General features: G+C 67.4%; 19 protein-coding genes. 7 read left to right on the top strand and 12 right to left on the bottom strand.

Features of this window, described 5'->3' with window-relative positions; translation table 11 throughout:
- The first annotated feature begins 173 nt into the window (after positions 1–173).
- Together HGB51_RS15415 and HGB51_RS15410 are read left to right on the top strand one after the other, a co-directional pair.
- The gene (locus HGB51_RS15415; protein WP_070209200.1) at positions 174–575 is read left to right on the top strand and encodes a c-type cytochrome; all 402 of its coding nucleotides are present in this window, start codon (positions 174–176) and stop codon (positions 573–575) included.
- A gap of 8 nt (positions 576–583) precedes the next feature.
- Positions 584–1,045: a c-type cytochrome gene (locus tag HGB51_RS15410; RefSeq protein ID WP_070209201.1), complete on the top strand. Its 462-nt coding sequence runs from the start codon at positions 584–586 to the stop codon at positions 1,043–1,045.
- An 87-nt stretch (positions 1,046–1,132) separates the two neighbouring features.
- On the opposite strand, the gene HGB51_RS15405 is transcribed toward HGB51_RS15410, so the two are convergent.
- On the bottom strand, positions 1,133–3,016 hold the full coding sequence (locus HGB51_RS15405; protein WP_171966877.1) for an ATP-binding cassette domain-containing protein: 1,884 nt from the start codon (positions 3,014–3,016) through the stop codon (positions 1,133–1,135).
- A 66-nt stretch (positions 3,017–3,082) separates the two neighbouring features.
- Between HGB51_RS15405 and dbpA the strand changes: the two genes are divergently transcribed.
- Entirely contained in the window at positions 3,083–4,459 is a 1,377-nt protein-coding gene (gene dbpA, locus HGB51_RS15400) for an ATP-dependent RNA helicase DbpA (protein WP_070209621.1), read from the top strand.
- Positions 4,460–4,618: 159 nt separating this feature from the next.
- Here the strand turns inward: dbpA and HGB51_RS15395 are convergent, their stop codons facing one another.
- The 5 genes from HGB51_RS15395 to HGB51_RS15375 all read right to left on the bottom strand — a co-directional run bounded on the left by HGB51_RS15395 (position 4,619) and on the right by HGB51_RS15375 (position 9,079).
- Positions 4,619–5,158 (bottom strand): adenine phosphoribosyltransferase, encoded by a 540-nt coding sequence (locus HGB51_RS15395; RefSeq protein ID WP_070209622.1) that lies wholly within the window; start codon positions 5,156–5,158, stop codon positions 4,619–4,621.
- Positions 5,159–5,195: 37 nt separating this feature from the next.
- Complete coding sequence (locus HGB51_RS15390) at positions 5,196–6,761, bottom strand: protein adenylyltransferase SelO (protein ID WP_070209623.1); 1,566 nt, start codon at positions 6,759–6,761, stop codon at positions 5,196–5,198.
- A 37-nt stretch (positions 6,762–6,798) separates the two neighbouring features.
- Positions 6,799–7,491 (bottom strand): glutathione S-transferase family protein, encoded by a 693-nt coding sequence (locus HGB51_RS15385; protein WP_171966876.1) that lies wholly within the window; start codon positions 7,489–7,491, stop codon positions 6,799–6,801.
- A 119-nt stretch (positions 7,492–7,610) separates the two neighbouring features.
- Positions 7,611–7,820, bottom strand: a complete 210-nt coding sequence (locus tag HGB51_RS15380; protein WP_070209577.1) for a cold-shock protein — start codon at positions 7,818–7,820, stop codon at positions 7,611–7,613.
- A 377-nt stretch (positions 7,821–8,197) separates the two neighbouring features.
- Positions 8,198–9,079: a pseudouridine synthase gene (locus HGB51_RS15375; protein WP_070209578.1), complete on the bottom strand. Its 882-nt coding sequence runs from the start codon at positions 9,077–9,079 to the stop codon at positions 8,198–8,200.
- A 42-nt stretch (positions 9,080–9,121) separates the two neighbouring features.
- Between HGB51_RS15375 and HGB51_RS15370 the strand changes: the two genes are divergently transcribed.
- The 3 genes from HGB51_RS15370 to HGB51_RS15360 all read left to right on the top strand — a co-directional run bounded on the left by HGB51_RS15370 (position 9,122) and on the right by HGB51_RS15360 (position 13,028).
- Positions 9,122–9,673, top strand: a complete 552-nt coding sequence (locus HGB51_RS15370) for a YaeQ family protein (protein WP_070209579.1) — start codon at positions 9,122–9,124, stop codon at positions 9,671–9,673.
- Positions 9,674–9,683: 10 nt separating this feature from the next.
- The gene (locus HGB51_RS15365; RefSeq protein ID WP_070209580.1) at positions 9,684–10,868 is read left to right on the top strand and encodes a BaiN/RdsA family NAD(P)/FAD-dependent oxidoreductase; all 1,185 of its coding nucleotides are present in this window, start codon (positions 9,684–9,686) and stop codon (positions 10,866–10,868) included.
- A 90-nt stretch (positions 10,869–10,958) separates the two neighbouring features.
- Positions 10,959–13,028, top strand: coding sequence for a GGDEF/EAL domain-containing response regulator (locus HGB51_RS15360; protein WP_070209581.1), 2,070 nt, complete (start codon positions 10,959–10,961; stop codon positions 13,026–13,028).
- A 514-nt stretch (positions 13,029–13,542) separates the two neighbouring features.
- On the opposite strand, the gene fabV is transcribed toward HGB51_RS15360, so the two are convergent.
- The 6 genes from fabV to queA form a co-directional block, all read right to left on the bottom strand.
- Positions 13,543–14,799 carry an enoyl-ACP reductase FabV gene (gene fabV / locus HGB51_RS15355; RefSeq protein ID WP_070206536.1) on the bottom strand — a complete coding sequence of 419 codons (1,257 nt, stop codon included), beginning with the start codon at positions 14,797–14,799 and terminating at the stop codon, positions 13,543–13,545.
- A 173-nt stretch (positions 14,800–14,972) separates the two neighbouring features.
- Positions 14,973–15,953, bottom strand: coding sequence for a protein translocase subunit SecF (secF, locus tag HGB51_RS15350; protein ID WP_070206535.1), 981 nt, complete (start codon positions 15,951–15,953; stop codon positions 14,973–14,975).
- Positions 15,954–15,969: 16 nt separating this feature from the next.
- On the bottom strand, positions 15,970–17,826 hold the full coding sequence (secD, locus tag HGB51_RS15345; RefSeq protein ID WP_070206544.1) for a protein translocase subunit SecD: 1,857 nt from the start codon (positions 17,824–17,826) through the stop codon (positions 15,970–15,972).
- 61 nt (positions 17,827–17,887) lie between these two features.
- Positions 17,888–18,232, bottom strand: coding sequence for a preprotein translocase subunit YajC (gene yajC, locus HGB51_RS15340; RefSeq protein WP_070206534.1), 345 nt, complete (start codon positions 18,230–18,232; stop codon positions 17,888–17,890).
- Between the two features lie 98 nt (positions 18,233–18,330).
- Positions 18,331–19,461: a tRNA guanosine(34) transglycosylase Tgt gene (gene tgt / locus HGB51_RS15335; protein WP_070206533.1), complete on the bottom strand. Its 1,131-nt coding sequence runs from the start codon at positions 19,459–19,461 to the stop codon at positions 18,331–18,333.
- Positions 19,462–19,517: 56 nt separating this feature from the next.
- The gene (queA, locus tag HGB51_RS15330) at positions 19,518–20,549 is read right to left on the bottom strand and encodes a tRNA preQ1(34) S-adenosylmethionine ribosyltransferase-isomerase QueA (RefSeq protein ID WP_102945636.1); all 1,032 of its coding nucleotides are present in this window, start codon (positions 20,547–20,549) and stop codon (positions 19,518–19,520) included.
- A 248-nt stretch (positions 20,550–20,797) separates the two neighbouring features.
- Here queA and HGB51_RS15325 point away from each other — a divergent pair, with 248 nt between their 5' ends.
- Complete coding sequence (locus HGB51_RS15325; protein ID WP_070206531.1) at positions 20,798–22,294, top strand: aminotransferase class III-fold pyridoxal phosphate-dependent enzyme; 1,497 nt, start codon at positions 20,798–20,800, stop codon at positions 22,292–22,294.
- Positions 22,295–22,333: the final 39 nt, after the last annotated feature.

Here is a 22,333-nt window from a genome sequence, read left to right as displayed (position 1 = left end):
GGTAGCAAAGTAATGCACCACGTCACGACTACACCATATCCCAAAGGTCATGGTGACCTGCGGCCGCCTGTCGGCAATGCCCGGTTTCAGCAAGATGAAAACGCAGGCTATACTCGGGTCAGTTCCGTACCCCACGCCGGAACGACCAGAACCCGTATATCGGAAACGACATCATGCGCCCGCAGCCGCTCGCCGCTTGTCTTGCTCTGGCCGTCCTCCTGCCCTTCGGGGTTGCCGTCCAGGCCGCACCTGCTCCAGCTCCAGCCGTACCCGCAGTACCCGCCGCTGCCCCGGCAGCCGCGCCCGCCGCCCCGGCCGCCCTGACCGGGCAGTTCGACAACGGCCGGGTGCTCGCCTACACCTGCCAGGGGTGCCATGGCATCACCGGGTACAAGAACGCCTACCCCAGTTACCGGGTGCCCAAGATCGGTGGGCAGACCCAGCAGTACCTCAGCCAGGCGCTGAGCGAGTACCGCACGGGCAAGCGCCGGCATCCGACGATGCAGGCGCAGTCCATGAGTTTCAGCGAACAGGAGATCGCCGATCTCGCTGTTTACCTGTCCACCGTCAAATAAGCGCGCTCATGACGAAAGCCACGCGATTCAAGCGTTACGCCATCGCCCTGTCCGTTACCCTGCTGCTGGCTGCCTGTTCGCAGTCGCAGGTGGAAAACAGCGCAGATTCCGCCGCCGACCCGGGCCACGCCAGTGGTGAGCACGGGTCAGGCTCCTCTGCCGGCCTGCCGGCCGGACGCATCGCCGCCGGTGAAGCCCGGGCCCAGGTCAAGGGCAAGGCAACGAACCAGAGCTGCATCGACTGCCACGGCGCCGACGGCAACCATCCGATCGACCCGACCTACCCGAAGCTGGGCGGACAATACGGCGATTACCTGGCGCATGCATTGCAGGCCTACCGTGCCGGCGACCGCCAGCATGCGTTGATGACGCCGCAGGCGACGGACCTGAGCGATCAGGATATTGCCGACCTGGCTGCGTATTTTGGTAGCCGTCCGAGTCAGTTGCGGGATCTGCACGGGTTGAAGTGACCCGTGCGGGCGATGCGTGATTGCACGCATCGCTGCCGGGCAGAGCCCGGCACTACGGCGTAGAGCCGGGCTCTGCCCGGCTGTTCCTCAATTGTCGAGCTCTTCCCAACGCTTGTAGGCGGCGTCCAGCTCCGCCTGCACCTTGCCCAGCTGCTGGGTATGCGCAGCCATGTCCGGCGCGCTGCGCTGGTAGAAGGCCGGATCGTTCATCGCGGCGGTCAGGCCTTCGACGTCCTTCTCCAGGGTTTCGATCTTCTGTGGCAGCTGCTCCAGTTCGCGCTGGTCCTTGAAGCTGAGCTTGCGCTTCGCCGTCGGCGCCGGCGCGGCAGCCGCCGCGACCGGGGCCGTAGCGGGTTTCGCCACTGCAACCGGCGCGGCCGCCGCTTCCACGCGCGCCGCGTGGCGCTGCCAGTCGCTGTAGCCGCCGACGTACTCGCCTACCACGCCGTTGCCTTCCATCACCATGGTGGAGGTCACCACGTTGTCCAGGAAGTCACGGTCGTGGCTGACCAGCAGCAGCGTGCCGGTGTAATCGCCGAGCAGCTCTTCGAGCAGTTCCAGCGTCTCCACGTCGAGGTCGTTGGTCGGTTCGTCCATCACCAGCAGGTTGGACGGCTGCGCGAACAGCTTGGCCAGCAGCAGGCGGTTGCGCTCGCCACCGGACAGACGGGTGATCGGCGCGCGCGCGCGTTCGGGGGTGAACAGGAAGTCCTGCAGGTAGGCATGCACGTGCTTGCGCTTGCCGTTGACCTCGAGGAAATCACGGCCTTCGGCCACGTTCTCGATCGCGGTCCAGTCTTCGCGCAGCACCGAACGGTACTGGTCGAAATAGGCGATCTGCAGGTTGGTGCCGGCGCGCACTTCGCCGCTGTCCGGCGCGAGGTCGCCCAGCAGCAGCTTGAGCAGCGTGGTCTTGCCGCTGCCGTTGGGGCCGATCAGGCCGATCCGGTCACCGCGCAGGATGGTGGTGCTGAAGTCCTTGACCATCACCCGGTCGCCGAACGCGAACGAGATGTCCTTGACGTCGATCACCTTCTTGCCGGAGTTCTCCGCCTGGGAGGCCTCCATGCGCACGTTGCCGCCGAGCTCGCGACGCTGCGAACGTTCGGTGCGCATCGCCTTGAGGCGGCGCACGCGACCTTCGTCACGGGTGCGGCGGGCCTTGATGCCCTGGCGGATCCAGACTTCTTCCTGGGCCAGCAGTTTGTCGAAGCGCGCGTTTTCCTGCGCCTGTGCGTTCAGCCGCTCTTCGCGGCGACGCTCGTAGTTCGCCCAGTCGCCCGGCCAGCTGGTGACCTGGCCGCGGTCGATCTCGACGATGCGGGTGGCCAGCGCGCGCAGGAAGCGGCGGTCATGGGTGACGAACACCACGCTGCCGTTCCAGTTCTTCAGGAACATTTCCAGCCAGTCGATGGCTTCGATGTCCAGGTGGTTGGTCGGTTCGTCCAGCAACAGCAGGTCCGGTGCCGAGACCAGCGCGCGGCCGAGCAGCACGCGGCGCTTCATGCCGCCGGACAGGCGCGCGAACTCGGCATCGCCGTTGAGGTCGAGCTTGGTCAGGGTCTCGCTGACCCGCTGGTCCAGGCCCCAGCCGTTGGCGGCGTCGATCTTGGCCTGCACGGCCGCCAGGGCGTCACCGTCAAACTCCTCGGCCACGCTCAGGTGGTGGAATTCGGCCAGCCACTGGCCCAGCTCGCCGAGGCCGTCGGCGACCACGTCGAACACGCTACCGGCGGCGCCATGCGGCACTTCCTGCTCCAGCCGGGTGATGCGAACCCCCTGCTGCACGCGCACTTCTCCGTCGTCGGGCTTGTGGTCGCCGGACAGCAGCTTGAGCAGGGTGGACTTGCCGGCGCCGTTGCGGCCGATCAGGGCGATGCGTTCGCCCGGTTCGATCGACAGTTCGGCTTTTTCCAGCAGCAGCGGGCCGCCGACGCTGAAGTCGACGTTTTGCAGAGTAATCAGAGGCATCCCGCCATTGTACGGGCTGGCGGGGCGCGGCGTCGCTCGCGGCAGCCCGAACGGGTAGAATGTGGCATGAACGAATTCTCCGAACTGCCCCTGTCGGCCTCGCTGGCGGCGGGCATCGACGCGCTGGGCTATACCCAGATGACTCCCGTGCAGGCGCAGGCGCTGCCGGCGATCCTGGCGCGCCGCGACCTGATCGCACAGGCTCCCACCGGCAGCGGCAAGACCGCTGCGTTCGGGCTGGGCCTGCTGCAGGCGCTGGACCCGGCGGTGATCCGCGCGCAGGCGCTGGTGCTGTGCCCCACCCGCGAACTGGCCGACCAGGTCGGCAAGCAGATCCGCAAGCTGGCCACCGGCATCCCCAACCTGAAGCTGGTGGTGCTCACCGGCGGCATGCCGCTGGGCCCGCAGTTGGCCTCGCTGGAAGCGCATGACCCGCACGTGGTGGTGGGCACCCCGGGCCGGATCCAGGAACTGGGCCGCAAGCGCGCCCTGAAGCTGGGCGGGGTGACCACGCTGGTGCTGGACGAAGCCGACCGCATGCTCGACATGGGCTTCGAAGAGCCGATCCGCGAGATCGCCGGGCGTACCAGCAAGGACCGGCAGACGCTGCTGTTCTCGGCGACCTACCCCGACGAGATCCGCGAGATCGCGCGGGTGCTGCTGCGCGACCCGGTCGAAGTGACCGTGGAAGGCGCCGACCACGCGCCGGCGATCCGCCACCTGTTCTGCGAGGTCGACCTGGCCAGCAAGCAGAAGGCGCTGGCTGGCTTGCTGCTGAAGTACACCCCCGAATCGACCGTGGTGTTCTGCAACACCCGCCGCGATGTGGACGACGTGGCCGTGTCGCTGCAGGAGTTCGGTTTCTCGGCGCTGCCGCTGCACGGTGAAATGGAACAGCGCGACCGCGACGAAGTACTGGTGCGCTTCGCCAACCGCAGCTGCAACGTGCTGGTGGCCAGCGACGTGGCCGCACGCGGGCTGGACGTGCAGGACCTGGCGGCGGTGATCAATTACGAGCTGCCCACCGACATCGAAACCTATGAACACCGCGTCGGGCGCACCGGCCGCGCCGGTGCCACCGGGCTGGCGATCAGCCTGGTGACCGGGCGCGAACGCAACCGCGCCGACGCGCTGGAAGCGGCACAGGGCAAGCCTCTGGACTGGCAGAAGACGCCGCTGGCCACGGCCCGCCCGGCGGTGCTGCCGCAGGCGGCCATGGCCACTCTGCGCATCGACGGCGGCAAAACGGACAAGCTGCGCCCGGGCGACATCCTCGGCGCGCTGACCGGCGACGCTGGATTGTCGGCCAAGGTGATCGGCAAGATCGACATCTATGCCACGCGTTCGTACGTGGCGATCGCGCGCGAGCACGTGGGCAAGGCCATCGCGCGACTGGAAGCCGGGAAGATCAAGGGCCGGCGGTTCCGCGTTCGCAAGATGTAATCGCGCGGGTCTGGCACCGCGTGGGACACGCATGGCGTGTCTCTACGCGGGGCCGCAATCACCGATGGATGCGATGACCGATTGCGGCGACGTTCGATGCAACGACCGGTGGCGGCAACGATCGGGCGTAGCGACACGCCATGCGTGTCCCAAGCGGTCTCAATACACCAGGTTGGCCACCAACGGCACGTCGCTGTTCCAGCGCTCACGCCCACCCAGCCCGGCCAGTTCAACCAGCACCGCCGCGCCCACCACTTCGACCTGCAGCTGCCGCGCCAGCGACAGCGCCGCCAGCAGCGTACCGCCGGTGGCCAGCACGTCGTCCACCACCAGCACGCGCGCTCCCGGCGGCAATGCGTCGGCATGTACTTCGATGCTGTCGGTGCGGTATTCCAGGGTGTACTCCTGCTTCAACGTGCGCCCGGGCAGCTTGCCCGGCTTGCGCACCGGCACGAAGCCCACGCCCAGCACCTGCGCCATCGCCGCGCCCAGGATGAACCCGCGCGATTCGATGCCCATCACCGCGTCCAGGGTCGCATCGCGCCACGGCGCGACCATCGCGTCCACCGCGGCCGCGAAATCCGGGCCGTTGGCCAGCAGCGGCATGATGTCCTTGAACAGGATGCCCGGCTTGGGGAAATCGGCGACGTCGCGCAGGCGGCCGGCCCAGGCCGGAACGGGGGCGGAAGAATCGGTCATGGTCACGCAACAGCAGAGGGTGGCATAGGGTAACCCCTCAGGAACTGCAGGACAGCATCGAGCAGCCGGCCTTGTTCCGGGCCCATTCCGGACGCTTGCCGGCGTAATGCGCGCGGCCCGGCTGTTTGTCATAGGGATGCCGCAGCACCTCCTGCAGGGCATGCACACCCCCCAGGTCGCCCTGCTCCGCCCGTTCGATCGCTTCCTGCGCCAGCCAGTTGCGCAGCACGTACAGCGGATTGGCCGCGCGCATGCGCTGCTGCCGCTGCGCGGGATCCAGCCCATCGGCCTGCAGCCGCAGCGCGTAGGCCTGCAGCCACGCCTGCAGCGCCGGCAGCACTGCGGCGCGCCGGTCCGGGCTGTAGAACGCGTCGTCCAGCACGGCCACGTCCGGCGCCAGCGGATCGAACGCGATCAGGCCGCGGAACGCCAGGGTCATGTCCATCTCGCCCTCGTGCAGCAGTTGCAGCCAGTCGGCCATCAAGCCGAGGTCGGCATCGCCGCACGCCGCCAGGCCGAGCTTGGCCGCGATGTCGTCGCGCTCGCGCTGCGCGTGCACGGCCTGGAACCGGGCCAGGCCGGCGTGCAGCGGCGCCACGTCCTCGAACAGCGGCGCCAGCGCCTGTGCCAGCCGGGTCAGGTTCCAGTACGCCACCTGCGGCTGGGTGCCGAAGCGGTAGCGTCGGCCCTGCGCGTCGGTGGTGTTCGGGGTCCAGTCCGGGTCGTAGTCGTCCACCCAGCCGTACGGGCCGTAGTCGATGGTCAGGCCGAGGATGGACAGGTTGTCGGTGTTCATCACGCCATGCACGAAACCGACCCGCATCCAGTGCGCGACCAGCACGGCGGTGCGTTCGCAGACCTGCGCAAACCACGCGCCGTAACGGTCCGCGCCGGCCTCGGCCAGTTCGGGGAAATCGCGCGCGATGCAGGCATCGGCCAGCTGCCGCAGCAGGGCCACGTCGCCGCGCGAGGCCGGCAGCTCGAAACTGCCGAAGCGCAGGAATGAAGGGGCCACCCGGCACACCACCGCGCCGGGTTCCGCCTCGGGGTGACCGTCATAGAACATGTCCCGCACCACCGGGTCGCCGGTCGCCACCAGGCTGAGCGCGCGGGTGGTGGGCACGCCCAGGTGATGCATGGCTTCGCTGCACAGGAATTCGCGGATCGACGAGCGCAGCACCGCACGGCCGTCGGCGCCGCGCGAGTACGGCGTGCGCCCTGCCCCTTTCAGCTGCAGCTCCCAGTAGCGCCCATCCGGCGCCACCAGCTGCCCCAGCGAGATCGCGCGGCCGTCGCCGAGCTGGCCGGCCCAGTGCCCGAACTGGTGCCCACCGTAGTTGGCCGCCCACGGCTGCATGCCTTCGTACAGCGCGTTGCCGCCGAACACGCGGGGGAAATCGGGACTGTCCAGCAGGTCCTGGCCCAGGCCCAGCTGGGTAGCCAGCTCGGGGGAATACGCCAGCAACTGCGGCGCCGCCACCGGCGTCGGCATCACCGACGACCAGAGCGCGCCGCGCACCTCGCGCACGCGCGGGCCGGTTTCATCGTCGCCGGGCAGGTCCCGGAGGAAGCGGTTGTCGAAGCGCAGCGTTTCAGTGCTCATCACGACAAGGTGGGGGCGTCGGGATGCCCCCACAAGCTCAGGCCGCGCCGGCGCCCAGGTTTAACGGGCCGCCCCGCTCCACCGCCCGCTGATACGCCGGCCGCTGTTCGATGCGCTGCAGGAAGCCCTTCAGCTTCGGGTACGCCTCCATGCTGCCCGCGCGCGACGCCGCGGCCTGGATCGGGAAGCTCATCTGGATGTCGGCGGCAGTGAAGCGCTCGCCGGCGAACCACGGCGCGGCCGTCAGTTCGCGCTCCATCCAGTCCAGGTGGAGCTTCAGCTGCGGGCCCACGAAGGTCTTCATCACCTTGTCGGCAATGCCACGCGCAATGGGCCTGGCGAAGAACGGCATCGGCGCCTTGCGCACCCGCGCGAACACCAGGCTCATCAACAGCGGCGGCATCGCCGAGCCTTCGGCGTAATGCATCCAGTAGCGGTAGCGCACGCGCTCGGGCGCCTGTGCGGGCAGCAGTTCCGGCGACAACTGGCGGCCGCTGTCATAGCGGTCGGCCAGGTAGTCCAGGATCGCCCCGGACTCGGCCAGGACCAGCGCGTCGTCCTGCAGCACCGGTGATTTGCCGAGCGGGTGGATGTCGCGCAGGGCCTGCGGCGCCAGCCAGGTTTTCTCATCGCGCTGGTAGTTGACCAGCTGGTACGGCAGGTTCAGTTCTTCAAGCATCCACAGCACGCGCTGCGAACGCGAGTGGTCCAGATGGTGCACCTTGATCATCGACAGGTCCGCGAAGGCAAACCGTCATGCTACCCGTCGGCGCGTCTGCACCGCGCAATAAAAAACGCCGGAAGCTTTCGCTTCCGGCGTTCCTGGCAACCTTACGGTTGCAGGGGCAATTAAGCCGCCTGCACCTGGTCAGCCTGCATGCCCTTCTGGCCCTGCACGGCGACGAAGGTGACCTTCTGGCCTTCCTGCAGCGACTTGAAGCCGGTGCCCTGGATGGCGCGGAAGTGGACGAAGAGGTCCGGGCCGCTTTCCGGGGTGATGAAGCCGAAGCCCTTGGCATCGTTGAACCACTTGACGGTACCGTTCTGACGATCAGACATGTTACTAACTCCTGAAACATAAGTTGAAATAATCGCGGCCGCCGGAGTTCCGGAGCCGAGACTGAGTTGCAGGCGTTGGTAAAGCGGATCGATGAGCGGATCGTGAGATCAACTGCACCAGGCCACGATTCACGGTGACCCTAGCAAACACAGTGTGGGGGACGATACGCGCCTTTTACCGAAAAAGCGATAGCTGATTTATTCAGCCATCTCCCCGGTCCCGCCTGACAGGACAAGGGATGGGCGAATCCTACACGAAAAGGCGCTCCCCATTCATGTATTTCCAGGCTTAATTTCAGCCAAACGGGGGCCGCATGTTGATTAAGGATGGGTAGACGGGGCGCCGATAAGAGGGGTAGAGCCACGCCCGCGTAGCTCTACAGGGTCAATTCGCTCGAGAAGCGTCTTGGCTCCCCCGTCAGCGGATCGTCAAACGCCAGCGCCCGCGCCAGCAGCTGCAGCGGGTGCCCGTCCACGCCACACGCCTCCCCCAGCTCCGGATACAGGTCGTCACCCCGGATCGGCGCGCCGAGTGCAGCCATGTGGACCCTCAGTTGGTGCTTGCGGCCCGTCTCCGGGTGCAGCCGGTAGCGCCATATCGGGCCATCGGCGTCGATCACCTCGATCCGGGTCAGCGCATTTGGCTCGCCCGGGGCCTCCGCCATGCGGAAGAAAGGTTCTCCGGGCACCAGCCTGCTGCGCCGCTCCAGCGGAAAACCCACTCCGGGCAGGGCCGGCGCCAGGGCCTCATAGGTCTTCTCAATGCGCCGCTCACGAAACAGCCGCTGGTAGGCATCGCGCGTCTCAGCGCTGGTGGAGAACAGCACCAGACCGGCGGTCAGCCGGTCCAGCCGGTGCAGCGGCGCCAGCGCCGCGTTGCCGGTTCGCGCCACCAGCCGCGCCAGCAGGGTCTCGCGGACGTAGCCGCCGGCCGGGGTGACCGGCAGGAAGTGCGGCTTGTCGGCCACCAGCAGGTGCGCGTCGACGTGCAGGATCGCCTCTTCGAAGGGAATCACCGGCTCGTCGCTTACCTCGCGGAAGTACTGGATCTCCAGCCCGACCTGCCAGGGCTGGTCGGGCGAGAGCGCCCTGCCCTGCGCGTCACGGACCCTGCCCCGCGCGAAACGGTCCTGCCACTGGGCCCGGTCGATGCGCGGAAAGCGTTCGCACAGCCCGTCCAGCAGGCACCGCCAGTCACCGGGCGGCAGCTGCAGGCGGCTGGGACGTTCGGTCGTATGAATGGAATCGGGCGCAGTCATGGCCCACCCATTATCATGGCGCTCTTTGTTCACGGTACCCCCATGGCCCTCACCGCCACCATCCGCAAGGCCGAACTGCAGATCAGCGACATGGATCGCGGCTACTACGCCAGCCATAACCTGACCCTGGCCCAGCACCCTTCCGAGACCGATGACCGGTTGATGGTTCGCCTGCTGGCGTTCGCGCTGAACGCGGAGGACCGGCTGGAGTTCGGCCGCGGGCTGAGCGTGGACGACGAACCGGACCTGTGGAAGCAGGACTACACCGGCGCCATCGAGCGCTGGATCGACCTGGGCCAGCCGGACGAGTCGCGCCTGCGCAAGGCCGCCGGCCGCGCCGGCGCGGTGCAGCTGATCACCTACGGCGGTCGCGCGGCCGATATCTGGTGGGAGCGCAATGCCTCGGCGCTGAACAAGCTGAAGACCCTGGAAGTGCTGGACCTGCCCGGCGAGTTCGTCGAGCAGTGGGGTGCGCAGATCGAGCGCAGCATGCGCTGGACGGTGATCATCCAGGACGGCGAGGTCCAGCTGATGTCCGACAAGGCCGAGCTGAGCGTCATTCCCACCTGGCGCAAGCCCGCTCCGCAGGCATGAGCAACGCGGCATGAGCACCACCCGCTGCGATGTCCTGGTGATCGGCGCCGGCGCTGCCGGCCTGATGTGCGCGCTCACCGCCGGCCGGCGCGGGCGCATGGTGCAGGTGATCGACCACGCCAACAAGGTCGGCAAGAAGATCCTGATGTCCGGCGGCGGCCGCTGCAATTTCACCAATACCGGCACCACCCCCGCCAACTTCCTGTCGGCCAACCCGCATTTCTGCAAGTCGGCGCTGGCGCGCTATACGCCGTGGAACTTCATCGAGATGGTGGAGCGGCACGGCATCGCGTACCACGAGAAGGAACTGGGCCAGCTGTTCTGCGACATTTCGTCCAAGCAGATCGTGCGCATGCTGATGGACGAGTGCACGGCGGCCGGCGCGCAGGTCCGCACCGACTGCACGGTGGAGAAGGTCGAGCGCAGCAGCGACGGCTTCCATGTGCAGACCACGCAGGGGCGCTTCCATGCGGCCTCGCTGGTGGTCGCCACCGGCGGGCTGTCCATTCCCAGCCTGGGCGCCACGGGATTCGGCTATGAGCTGGCCCGCCAGTTCGGCCACGAGGTGCTGCCGACCCGGGCCGGGCTGGTCCCGCTGACCCTGAGCGGCAAGCACCAGGAACGCTTCCAGGACCTCAGCGGGGTCGCGCTGCCGGTGGCAGCGCGCTGCAACGACGTCGAGTTCCGCAATTCGCTGCTGATCACCCATCGCGGCATCAGCGGACCGGCGATCCTGCAGATCTCCTCGTTCTGGCAGCCGGGCGACGACCTGCGCCTGGACCTGCTGCCCGGCCAGGACGCCGAGGAGTGGCTGCGCACGATGAAGCGCGAGCGCGGCGCGGCCGAGCTGCGCACGGTGCTGTCGGAGGTGCTGCCGCGCCGGCTGGCGCTGCGCCTGTGCGAGCACTGGCTGCCGGACCGGCCGGTGCGCCAGATCGACGAGCGCGAGCTGCGCCAGGCGGCGGCCCTGCTGCAGGACTTCCCGCTGGTCGCCAGTGGCACCGAGGGCTACCGTACCGCGGAGGTCACGCTGGGGGGCGTGGACACGCGCAGGGTGTCGTCCAGTACGTTCGAGTCGCAGCTGGTTCCGGGCCTGCATTTCGTGGGTGAGGTGCTGGACGTGACCGGCTGGCTGGGCGGCTACAACTTCCAGTGGGCCTGGGCCAGCGGCCACGCCGCTGGCCAGGTCGTATAGGCGCGCACGCATTCCGTGACCGGCGCCCGCCGCCGGCATGGACGAAGCGGCACGCATCGTGTATCAAGTTTGCAGTCTGGGGAGTAGTGAATGCAGAACGCGAATGACATCACCGTCCGCCTGCTGATCGTGGATGACAGCGGCGAGAACGCCGAAACCATCGTCAGCCTGCTGCGCAACAGCGGCATCGCGGTGCGCCCGGCGCGCCCGCAGAACGCCGAGGAGCTGGCGCAGATCATCGGCAGCCAGCCGATCGACCTGGTGCTGGCGGCGCCGGCGCAGAGCATTCCGCTGCTGCAGGTGACCCAGCAGATCGCGGCCAGCGGCAAGGACATCCCGATGATCCTGCTGGCCGAGAGCATCAACGAGTCGGAATGGGTGGAGGCCAGTGCCAACGGCATCCGCGCGGTGGCCCTGCGCAACCGTCCGGAACACCTGCTGGCGGTGGTCCGCAACGAGTGGACCGACCTGCATGCACGCCGCGGGCTGCGCCGGATCGAGGCGCAGATGCGCGAGACCGAGCGCCGCTGCGATGCGTTGATCGCGTCCTCGCGCGACCCCATCGCGTACGTCCACGAGGGCATGCACATCCGCGCCAACGAGGCCTACCTGGAGATGTTCGGGTACGAGGCGTTCGACGACGTGGAAGGCATTTCGCTGCTGGACATGGTCGCGCCGCAGCACGTGGAAGGCTTCAAGCAGCTGCTCAAGTCGCTCAGCAAGGGCGAGCCACCGCCGCCGCAGTACCAGGTGGATGCGCGCAACCAGGACGGCGCGGTGTTTGCCGCGACGATGGAATTCACGCCGGCGACCTATGAAGGCGAGAGCTGCCTGCAGGTGGTGTTCCGCCGCCGCATGGAGTTCGACCCGGAACTGGCGCGCGAGGTGGAGGACCTGCGCCAGCGCGACCAGGTGACGGGGCTGCTCAACCGGCAGACCTTCATGCTGCACGTGGAAAATGCGGTGGCGCAGGCCGGTCGCAGCGAGGGCCGGTTCGGGCTGCTGCTGGTTGAGCCGGATCATTACGCGCGGCTGTTGCCGGACATCGGGCTGGATTCGGCGGATGCGCTGATCGCGGCGCTGGCGAAGGTGCTGGCGGACACGGTGGGCGACAGTGCGCAGCTGGCGCGCTACGGCGAGCACAGCCTGGCGGTGCTGACCGAGGGCGCGTTCGCGGACACCGAGGCGCTGGCGGACCGGATCCGGGAGGCCTTCGCGGCGCAGGTGTTCAGCATCGGCGAGCGTTCGGCGACGGTGACGGTAAGCATTGGCGGCGTGCAGGTGGGCGAGAAGATCGCGAGCGTCGGGCAGGTGCTGGCGCGTGCGACAGAATGCCAGCAGGCGGCGTCGGAACTGGGCAACACGAGCCGGATCTTCGACCCGGCGGCGGTGGACCGGGTGGAGGAAGAGCGCATCCAGCGTTGGGTGGCGCGGATCAACGAGGCATTGGCCGGTGATGGTTTCCAGCTGCACTACCAGCCGGTGCTGAACCTGGGCGGTGAGCCGCTGGAGCTGTACGAGGCGTACCTGCGCCTGGACAACAACGGGGAGCTGGTGAGCCCGGCGGCCTTCCTGGGCATTGCGGAGGAACACGGGCTGCTGGCGGACATCAACCGCTGGGTGGTGGGGCATGCGATCAGCGTGCTGGGCCAGCGGGCGCGTGCGGGCCATGCGACGCACATGATGGTGAAGATCACGCCGGAGTCGTTCAACGACCCGCAGATGGTGGCGACGATCCGTCGCGAGCTGGAGGCACACGGGGTGCCGGGCGAACGCCTGTGGCTGCACGCGCCGGAAGCGAAGGTATTCACGCACCTGCGCAACGCGCAGCAGTTCCTGGCGGACGTGGCGCCGCTGGGCTGCCGGATCGGGTTGGAGCAGTTCGGTTCGGGGCTGGATTCGTTCCAGCTGCTGGCGCACTTCCAGCCACAGTTCCTGAAGCTCGACCGCGACTTCACCAGCGATTTTGCCCGCACGCGGGAGAACGCGGACAAGATCAGCGAGATCACCACGCGCGCGCAGGAAGCCAACATCCGCACCATCGCCGAGTTCATCGCGGACGCGAACTCGATGAGCATGCTGTTCAGTGCTGGCGTCGATTACGTGCAGGGCGAATTCGTCGGCCCGGCCGGCCCGGTGATGAACTTCGATTTCGGTTGATGCGATTGGTGGTTGGAGAGCGCCGGTAGAGCCGGGCCCTGCCCGGCTGCTGTTGGATTCGTGCGAACAGCCGCCGCCTGCGCGGTTCCCCTGGTCAGGGCCGTCGGGTGCGGGTTTGTGGGGGACGCTGCAAGTACGTCCATGTAAGCTCATCGCCGCATCCATGCGGCTCGTGCCCCCTCAAACCCACCCCCGCCGACCCTCCGATAGTTGGCAGGTGGCCACGGGAAACCCCACTACGCCGACGGACCATCCGCGTAGTGACACGCCACGCGTGTCCGCCGTTTCCAACCGCACACGACCATGTTTGGGGGCGGCCGCCGGGTAGCCCCCGGAGAGACGCTAGAAAACATGGATGTTTTCTAGCAGCCCCCATGGACGGGTTCACGGCGTGTCTCGGAGCGGGGCTGCCCGGCGGCCGCCCCTGCACGTATGAACTGAGACGCTGCTCTTGGCTTCAGAAACGAAAATGCCGCCACAAGGGCAGCATCTCGTTTTCGAACTCAGGTTCGAATCAGGTCAGGTCTACGATATCCGGAATCGCCACATCCGTCGCCACATCCGCTTCGTAATCCACGCCTTCCACGCCGAAGCCGAACAGACGCAGGAAGTCGGCCTTGTAGCCAGCCAGGTCGCTGATCTCGTAGAGGTTCTCGTTGGTCACCTGCGGCCACAGCGCGACGACTTCGGCCTGCACGTCCGGCGCCATTTCCTTGTAGTCCGCACGCAGGCGGCCGGCTTCGTCGACCAGCTCCACCGTGCGGCCGTCAGCCAGCAACTGGTGGCGCAGGCGCTCCACGGCGGTGCCGCTGTCCTTGCCGCCGTAGACGATGTCGTACAGCGTATCCAGCTGCTCGATGCAGCCTTCGTGCGTACCGCGTTCCTTCATCACCTTGAACAGCAGCGACAGGTACAGCGGCATGGTCGGAATCGCCGAGCTGGCCTGCGTGACCACCGCCTTCAGCACCGACACGCGCGCGTCGCCGCCCAGCGGCGCGAGCTTGGCGCGGATGCCCTGCACCTTCTGGTCCAGGTCCTTCTTCGCCGCACCGATCGAACCGTTCCAGTAGATCGCCTGGGTGATTTCCTCGCCCACGTAGGTGAAGGCCGTCGTGGTCGCGCCTTCGGCCAGCACACCGGCCTCCAGCAGCGCGTCGATCCACATCTGCCAGTCTTCGCCGCCCATCACAGCCACCGTCCCGGCGACCTCTTCCGGAGTGGCCGGCTCGATCGTGGTTTCGGTGATCACTTCCTTGTCGGTGTCCAGGCCGCGCAGGGTGATCGGCGCGCCGATCGGCTTCAGCGTCGAGCTGATCACCTCACCGGTCTTCGGGTGCTTGCGGCGCGGCGCGGCCAGGCTGTACACCACCTGGTCGACCTGGCCCAGGTCCTGCCGGATCAGCTCGATGACCTTGGCCTTCACCTCGTCCGAGAACGCATCGCCGTTCACGCTGCGGGCGTACAGGCCGGCATCCTTGGCGTACTTCTGGAAGGCCGCCGAGTTGTACCAGCCCGCCGTGCCCGGCTTGGTTTCGGTACCCGGACGCTCGAAGAACACGCCCAGCGTCGCCGCGCCGCTGCCGAACGCGGCGGTGATGCGCGCAGCCAGGCCATAACCGGTGGACGCACCCAGCACCAGCACGCGCTTGGGACCGTTCTGGATCTTCGGCTGCGCCTTGATGTAATCGATCTGCTGCTTGACGGCTGCGTCGCAGCCGACCGGATGGGTGGTGACGCAGATGAAGCCGCGCACACGCGGTTTGATGACCATGGAAACCTCGTCAGGAACGGTGCGGCCACGGGAACGGCCGCACGCAACCCCGAAATCGTAGTGCGCACGGGCAGACAGCACAACCGACGCCCCGGTACGGTGGCAACGAAAAAGCCGCGCAGTGCGCGGCTTTTTCGTCTTACCGGAGTCCGGCCAGCGGCCGGACCTGCATCTTACGGGCGTCGGGCGAGGGCTTCGACGTCCTTGGCCTTCGGCAGCAGGTCCTGCTTGCTCACGCGCAGGAAGCCGATCGTCAGCATCGGCACCGCGACCAGGATCGAAGAAAGCACCACGATCACCGCACCCACCATGTGGGTTTCGGCCAGGCCTTCCATCGACGCGCCGCCGTACATGTACAGCGCCAGCGCCGACAGGAAGAACATCACCGCAGTGATCACCGTACGCGACAGCGTCTGGTTGATCGAGCGGTTCAGCACTTCCAGCGGTTCCACGCGCAGGCTGCGGAAGTTTTCGCGGACGCGGTCGAACACCACGATGATGTCGTTGATCGCAAAGCCCATCACCGACAGCAGGCCGGCCAGCACGTTCAGGTCGAACTCGCGGCCCATCAGCGACACGTAGGCCAGCGTCACCAGCAGGTCGAACAGCGCCACGATGCTCGCGGTGACCGCGAACTTCCATTCGAAGCGGAAGCCGATGTAGATCAGGAAGCCGGCCAGCATGAAGATCGTCGCGTACAGGCCGTTCATGGCCAGGTCCTTGCCGATCTGCGGGCCCACGAACTCATTGCGCAGGATCGTGGCCGGGTTCTCGCTGGTGGTGATCGCCTTGAGCACCGCCGCACCGGTGGCCTTGTCCTCGGCACTGGCTGCGCCGGTGCCGGGGGCATGTTCGCCGTGCGGGGCCAGGCGGATCAGAACGTCGGTGTTGCCACCGAAGCTCTGCACCTGGGTGCCTTCGAAGCCGTTGGCTTCCAGGCGCGAGCGGACTTCTTCCACGTCCACCTGGCGATCGAAGCGCGCTTCGATCAGGGTGCCGCCGGTGAAGTCCAGTGCGAAGGTGAAGCCCTTGATGCCGATGATGGCAACCGAGGCCAGGAACACCGCGATGGTGACCGCCATGGCGACATGGCGCCACCGCATGAAGTCGATCGTGGTGTCGTTCGGGAGGATGTGCAGCGGAAACAGTTTCATTGTGCGAGTCGTCCCGTCAGATGGCCACGTTCTGGAGCTTCTTGCGACGACCGTAGATCAGCGTCGCCAGGGCGCGCGACACGGTGATCGCAGTGAACATCGAGGCGAAAATACCGATGATCATGGTCAGGGCGAAGCCCTTCAGCGGACCGGTACCGAACGCGAACAGGGCCACGCCCACGATCAGGCCGGTCAGGTTGGCGTCCAGGATGGTGCCGCTGGCGCGCTCATAACCGGTGACGATCGCGGTCTTGCCCGGCACGCCGGCACGCAGCTCTTCACGGATACGCTCGTTGATCAGCACGTTGGCGTCGACCGACAGGCCCACCGACAACGCCAGGCCGGCGAAGCCCGGCAGGGTCATGGTGGCGCCGAACAGCGACATCACCGCAACCACGATCAGCAGGTTGAACAGCATCGCCGCCGAGGTGATCAGGCCGAACATGCGGTAGTACACGGTGAAGAACACCAGGGTGAACATGAAGGCGTAGATCACCGCGGTGATGCCGCGCTCGACGTTCTCGGCACCCAGGCTGGGGCCGACCACGCGCTCTTCCACGAAGTCCATCGGCGCGGCCAGCGAGCCGGACTTCAGCAGCTTGGCCAGTTCTTCGGATTCCTTCTTCTCCAGACCGGTGGTCTGGAAGTTCTTGCCGAACACGCCGTTGATGTTGGCCACCGAGATCACTTCCTCGTTGACCCGGAAGCTGCGCACTTCCTTGCCGTCGACCATGGTCACGGTCGGCACGCGCTCGGTGTACACCACCGCCATCGGCTTGCCGACATTGGCGCTGGTGAAATCGAACATGCGCTGGCCGCCGACGCTGTTGAGCGTCACGCTGACCGACGGGGTGCCGGTGGTGGCGTCGTTGACCGCCTGGGCCGCGACCATCTGGTCGCCGGTGACGATCACGCGCTTGTTCAGCAGGATCGGGGCACCCGTGTCACGGCGCGTGTAGACCTTGGCTTCCGGCGGGATGCGGCCGGTATCGATGGCGTCCTGCGCGTTGCCGTCGACCACCGCACGGTACTCCAGGGTGGCGGTCGCACCGATCATGCGCTTGGCTTCGGCGGTGTCCTGCACGCCCGGCAGCTGCACGACCACGCGGTCGGCGCCCTGGCGCTGGATGATCGGCTCGGCCACGCCCAGCTGGTTGACGCGGTTGCGCAGGGTGTTGATGTTCTGCTCGATCGCGCCGTTGGTGATCTGGCTCAGCTCGGTTTCCGGCACGGTCACGGTGATGCGCTTGCCTACCACGTCGTAGCCCAGGGTCGGCTGCGCCTTGGCCAGCGCCACGCGGGCGCGGTCCACGGCCGCGTCATCGGTGGACGGGCTCAGCGTGGCGACGATGGAGTTGTCCGGGCGGCGCTCGACCGACTGGAACGGAACGCGCGACTCGCGCAGCGTGCCGCGCACGTCTTCGGCGTAGGCGTCCATGCGCTTGTCGATGGCCGCCTTCTGGTCCACCTGCAGCACGAAGTGCACGCCACCCTGCAGGTCCAGGCCCAGCACCATCGGGCGACCGCCCAGGCGCTGCAGCCAGTCCGGCACGGTCGAGGCCAGGTTCAGCGCCACCGTGTAGTTCTCACCCACGCTGTCGCGCAGCCGGGCGCTGGCCGCAGCCTGCGTCTGCAGGTCCGGCAGGCGCACGATCAGGCTCTCGCCTTCCTTGTCCACGCCGATGTTGGCGATCCCGGCCGCCTTCAGGTCGGCCAGCACGCGCTCGCGAAGGGCCTCGTCGACCTGCCCGCCACGGTTGGCGGTGATCTGGACGGCGGGGTCCTTCTGATAGATGTTGGGCAGAGCGTACAGCGCGCTGAGCGCCAGTACGATCAGGATGACGACGTATTTCCAGCGTGGAAATTCAAGCATTGCCAGGTTCCTGCGCGGCGCCATTCCCGGCGCCGCGGTTGTGCTTCGGAAAGGAGGTGACTCAGTTGGCCGACTTCAGCGTGCCGGTCGGCAGCACGTTGCCCACGGCGCCCTTCTGCACGCGGATGTTGACGTTGTCGGCCACTTCGATGGTGACGAAGTTGTCGCCGATGCCCTTGACGGTGCCGGCGATGCCGCCGTTGGTCAGGACTTCGTCGCCGATCTTGATCTTCTCCAGCATCGCCTTGTGTTCCTTCTGGCGCTTCATCTGCGGGCGGATCATCAGGAAGTACATGATCGCGATCAGGATGATCGGGAACAGCAGCGTGGTCAGGCCCATGCCCTGCGGCTGGCCACCGGCGGCTTGGGCGTGGGCGGCGGGAATCAGGAAGGCGATCAGGTTCATGGTGTGTCCTTGGGTTGGGAGGCGCCCTTCCCCACATGGGGTCGGGTGTCGCCGCGAAACAGGGGTCAGCCGCGAAGTATGCCACGGCCCCGGGCGGGTTACAGCGGCGGCGTGGCCATGCCCCGGGCCGCATAGAAGGACTCGCGGAAGGCCCCGAAGGTTCCCGCCGCGATCGCCGCGCGCATGTCGGCCATCAGCTTCTCGTAATAGAAGAGGTTGTGCATGGTGCCCAGCATCGGTGCCAGCATCTCGTTGCAGCGGTCCAGGTGGCGCAGGTAGGACCGGGTGTAGCCGCTGGTGCAGGCATGGCAGCCGCAGCCCGGCTCGATGGTGTCCATGTCCCGTTCATAGCGGGCATTGCGGATCCGCACCGTGCCGGTGGAGGTGAAATAGTGGCCGTTGCGGGCGTTGCGGGTCGGCATCACGCAGTCGAACATGTCCACGCCACGGGCGACCCCTTCGACCAGGTCTTCCGGCCGGCCCACGCCCATCAGGTAACGCGGACGGTCCGCCGGCAGGATCGGATGCATGTGGTCGAGCATGGCGTTGCGCTCGTGCTCCGGCTCGCCCACCGCCAGGCCACCGATGGCGTAGCCGTCGAAACCGATCTGCTGCAGGCCCTCGGCCGAACGGGTGCGCAGGTCGTGGTGGACCCCGCCCTGGACGATGCCGAACAGCGCCGCGTCGTTGCCCAGTTCGTCGTGCGCGTTGCGGCTGCGCTGGGCCCAGCGCAGGCTGAGCTCCATCGAGGTGCGCGCCACCGGCTCGGTGGCCGGGTACGGGGTGCACTCGTCGAAGATCATCACAACGTCCGAATCGAGCACCTTCTGGATCTTCATGCTCTCTTCCGGGCCCAGGAACACCCGGGCGCCGTCGGTCGGGGAGGCGAAGGTCACGCCCTGCTCGGTGATCTTGCGGCGATGGGCCAGCGAAAACACCTGGAAACCGCCGGAATCGGTCAGGATCGGCCCGTTCCAGCGCGCGAAGCCATGCAGCCCGCCGTGGTCGGCGATCACGTCCAGGCCCGGGCGCAGGTACAGGTGGAAGGTGTTGCCCAGGATGATCTCGGCGCCCAGCGCGCGGATCTGCTCCGGCAGGATGCCCTTGACCGAGCCATAGGTGCCCACCGGCATGAATGCCGGGGTTTCCACCGTCCCGCGCGGGAAGGTCAGGCGGCCGCGGCGGGCACGCCCGTCGGTGGTCTGGAGCTGGAACTGGAGTCGGGACATCGGCGGAATCGGGGCAAATAATCCTCGATTATCGCCCAAAACCGCCGCGCCCGCTTTCAATCCCCCTGCGGGAACAACAACATGGCGTCGCCATAGCTGAAGAACCGGTACTTTTCCGCGATTGCCGCGCGGTAGGCCTCGAACACCCGCTCCTGCCCGGCGAAGGCCGAAATCATCATCAGCAGCGTGCTTTCGGGCAGGTGGAAGTTGGTGACCATGGCGTCCACGCTGCGGATCCGGTAGCCGGGCGTGATGAAGATCTGGGTTTCGCCGGCATACGGCAGCAGTTCGCCGTCGCGCATCGCGCTTTCCAGTGCGCGCACCACCGTGGTGCCCACGCCGATCACCCGCCCGCCGGCCGCACGGGTCTGGCGGACCTGCTGGACCAGCTCGGCGCCGACGTTCAGCCACTCGCGGTGCATGACGTGGTCTTTCAGGTCATCGGCACGCACCGGCTGGAAGGTGCCCGCGCCCACGTGCAGGGTGACGTGGCCGAAACCAATGCCCTTTTCCTTGAGGGCGGCGAGCAGGGCCTCGTCGAAGTGCAGCCCGGCGGTCGGCGCGGCCACCGCGCCCACTTCGCGGGCGAACACGGTCTGGTAGCGCTCGCGGTCGTCCAGCCCCGGCTCGCGCTGGATGTACGGCGGCAGCGGCAGGCGGCCGGCGTGCAGCAGCCACTGTTCCAGCGACTCGGGCACATGGAACTGCAGCACATAGAACTCGCCGTCGCGGCCCAGCACCTCGGCTTCGCCGCCGGCGTCCAGCGCGATCCGGCTGCCCGGCTTGGGCGACTTGCTGGCACCGACCTGGGCCCGCGCCTGCTGCCCGCCGAGCAGGCGCTCGATCAGGATCTCGACCCGGCCGCCGCTGGCCTTCTGCCCGAACAGGCGCGCCGGGATCACACGGGTGTCGTTGAACACCAGCAGGTCGCCGGGCTGCAGCAGGTCCGGCAGGTCGCGCACCTGGCGGTGGTCGAAGGCTGCCGGGGCCGGCGGCACCACCATCAGGCGGCTGGCCGAGCGCTCGGCAAGCGGGGCCTGGGCGATCAGTTCGGCGGGCAGGTCGTAATGGAAATCGGACTTCTTCAAGGGAGCGCACGGCAACGTGTAGGCAATGTCGCGCATTGTACGACTGGCTCCCGGTAGCAAAGAGCATGGCGGCGAACGTCGCGCAAAATGCTGCTATGCAACAGTTTTTGCCGGGGTTATCGCGCGAAAAAGCGCGTGCTAGCATCGAACCGGAAGTCTTGATGCACGAGCCGCATTCCCCCAAGCGCGCGCCACGGTCGCGCGTTTTGCATTTGCGCCGTGCCGCCAATCGTTTCAGGAGATCTGCAATGAGCTTCATCGAACGCCTCGCCCCCCTCCGCGCCCAGCCCGGCACCCGCCTCACCGCCGGCCTGGATGACGCCACCCTCGACCGCCTGGCCGCCGGCCACCCGCAGCTGTTGGCTGCCGTGGACGCCGCCGCTGCCGAATTCGAGCGGGTCCGCGCCGACCTGGCCGACCTGCTGGCGCTGGACGAACGCGCCCAGATCGATGCCATGCAGGACGGTTTCGTCAATTTCTATGCCGACGACGCGGTGACCCCGTACGTCGCCCTCGCCGCCCGTGGTCCGTGGGTGGTCACGCTCAAGGGTGCGGTGCTGTACGACGCCGGCGGCTACGGCATGCTCGGCTTCGGGCACACCCCGCAGGCGGTCCTGGACGCGATGGCCGCGCCGCAGGTGATGGCCAACGTGATGACCCCGAACCTGTCCCAGCATCGCTTCATCCAGGCGCTGCGCCGCGAGATCGGCCACCGCCGCGGCGGCTGCCCGTATGCGCGGTTCATGTGCCTGAATTCCGGCTCCGAAGCGGTCGGCCTGGCCGCGCGCATCGCCGACGTCAACGCCAAGCTGCAGACCGATCCGGGCGCCCGCCATGCCGGTGCGAAGATCAAGCGCGTGGTGGTCAAGGGCAGCTTCCATGGCCGTACCGACCGCCCGGGCCTGTACTCCGATTCCAGCCGCAAGACCTACATGCAGCACCTGGCCAGCTACCGTGGCGAGGACAGCGTGATCGCCATCGCGCCGTACGACGAAGACGCGCTGAAGCGGGTGTTCGCCGAGGCCGAACAGAACCACTGGTTCATCGAAGCGGTGTTCCTGGAGCCGGTGATGGGCGAAGGCGACCCGGGCCGCTCGGTGCCGCCGTCGTTCTACGCACTGGCCCGCGAGCTCACCCGCCAGCACGGCAGCCTGCTGCTGCTGGACTCGATCCAGGCCGGCCTGCGCGCGCATGGCGTGCTCTCGATCGTGGACTACCCCGGCTTCGAAGGGCTGGAGGTGCCGGACATGGAGACCTACTCCAAGGCACTGAACGCCGCGCAGTTCCCGCTGTCGGTGCTGGCCGTGACCGAACATGCCGCGCAGCTGTACCGCAAGGGCATCTACGGCAACACCATGACCTCCAACCCGCGTGCGCTGGACGTGGCCTGCGCCACCCTGGGCCTGCTCACCCCGGAGGTGCGCGAGAACATCCGCCAGCGCGGCGATGAAGCGGTGCGCAAGCTGGAACAGCTGCGCAGCGAGCTGGGTGGCCTGATTACCAAGGTCCAGGGCACCGGCCTGCTGTTCTCCTGCGAACTGGCCCCGCAGTTCAAGTGCTACGGCGCCAATTCGACCGAAGAGTGGCTGCGCAACCATGGCATCAACGTCATCCATGGCGGCGAGAACTCGCTGCGCTTCACCCCGCATTTCGGCATGGACAGCGAGGAGCTGGACCTGCTGGTGAACCTGGTGGGTCGCGCCCTGAAGGAAGGCCCGCGCCGGGAACAATCGCAGGCGGCGTAAACCCCACCATGCGACAATGGGTGGTTTCCACCGGGAACC

Origin of the sequence: Stenotrophomonas bentonitica, from assembly GCF_013185915.1 — a bacterium.
GTDB lineage: Bacteria > Pseudomonadota > Gammaproteobacteria > Xanthomonadales > Xanthomonadaceae > Stenotrophomonas > Stenotrophomonas bentonitica.
This window is presented reverse-complemented; position numbering and strand designations above follow the sequence as displayed.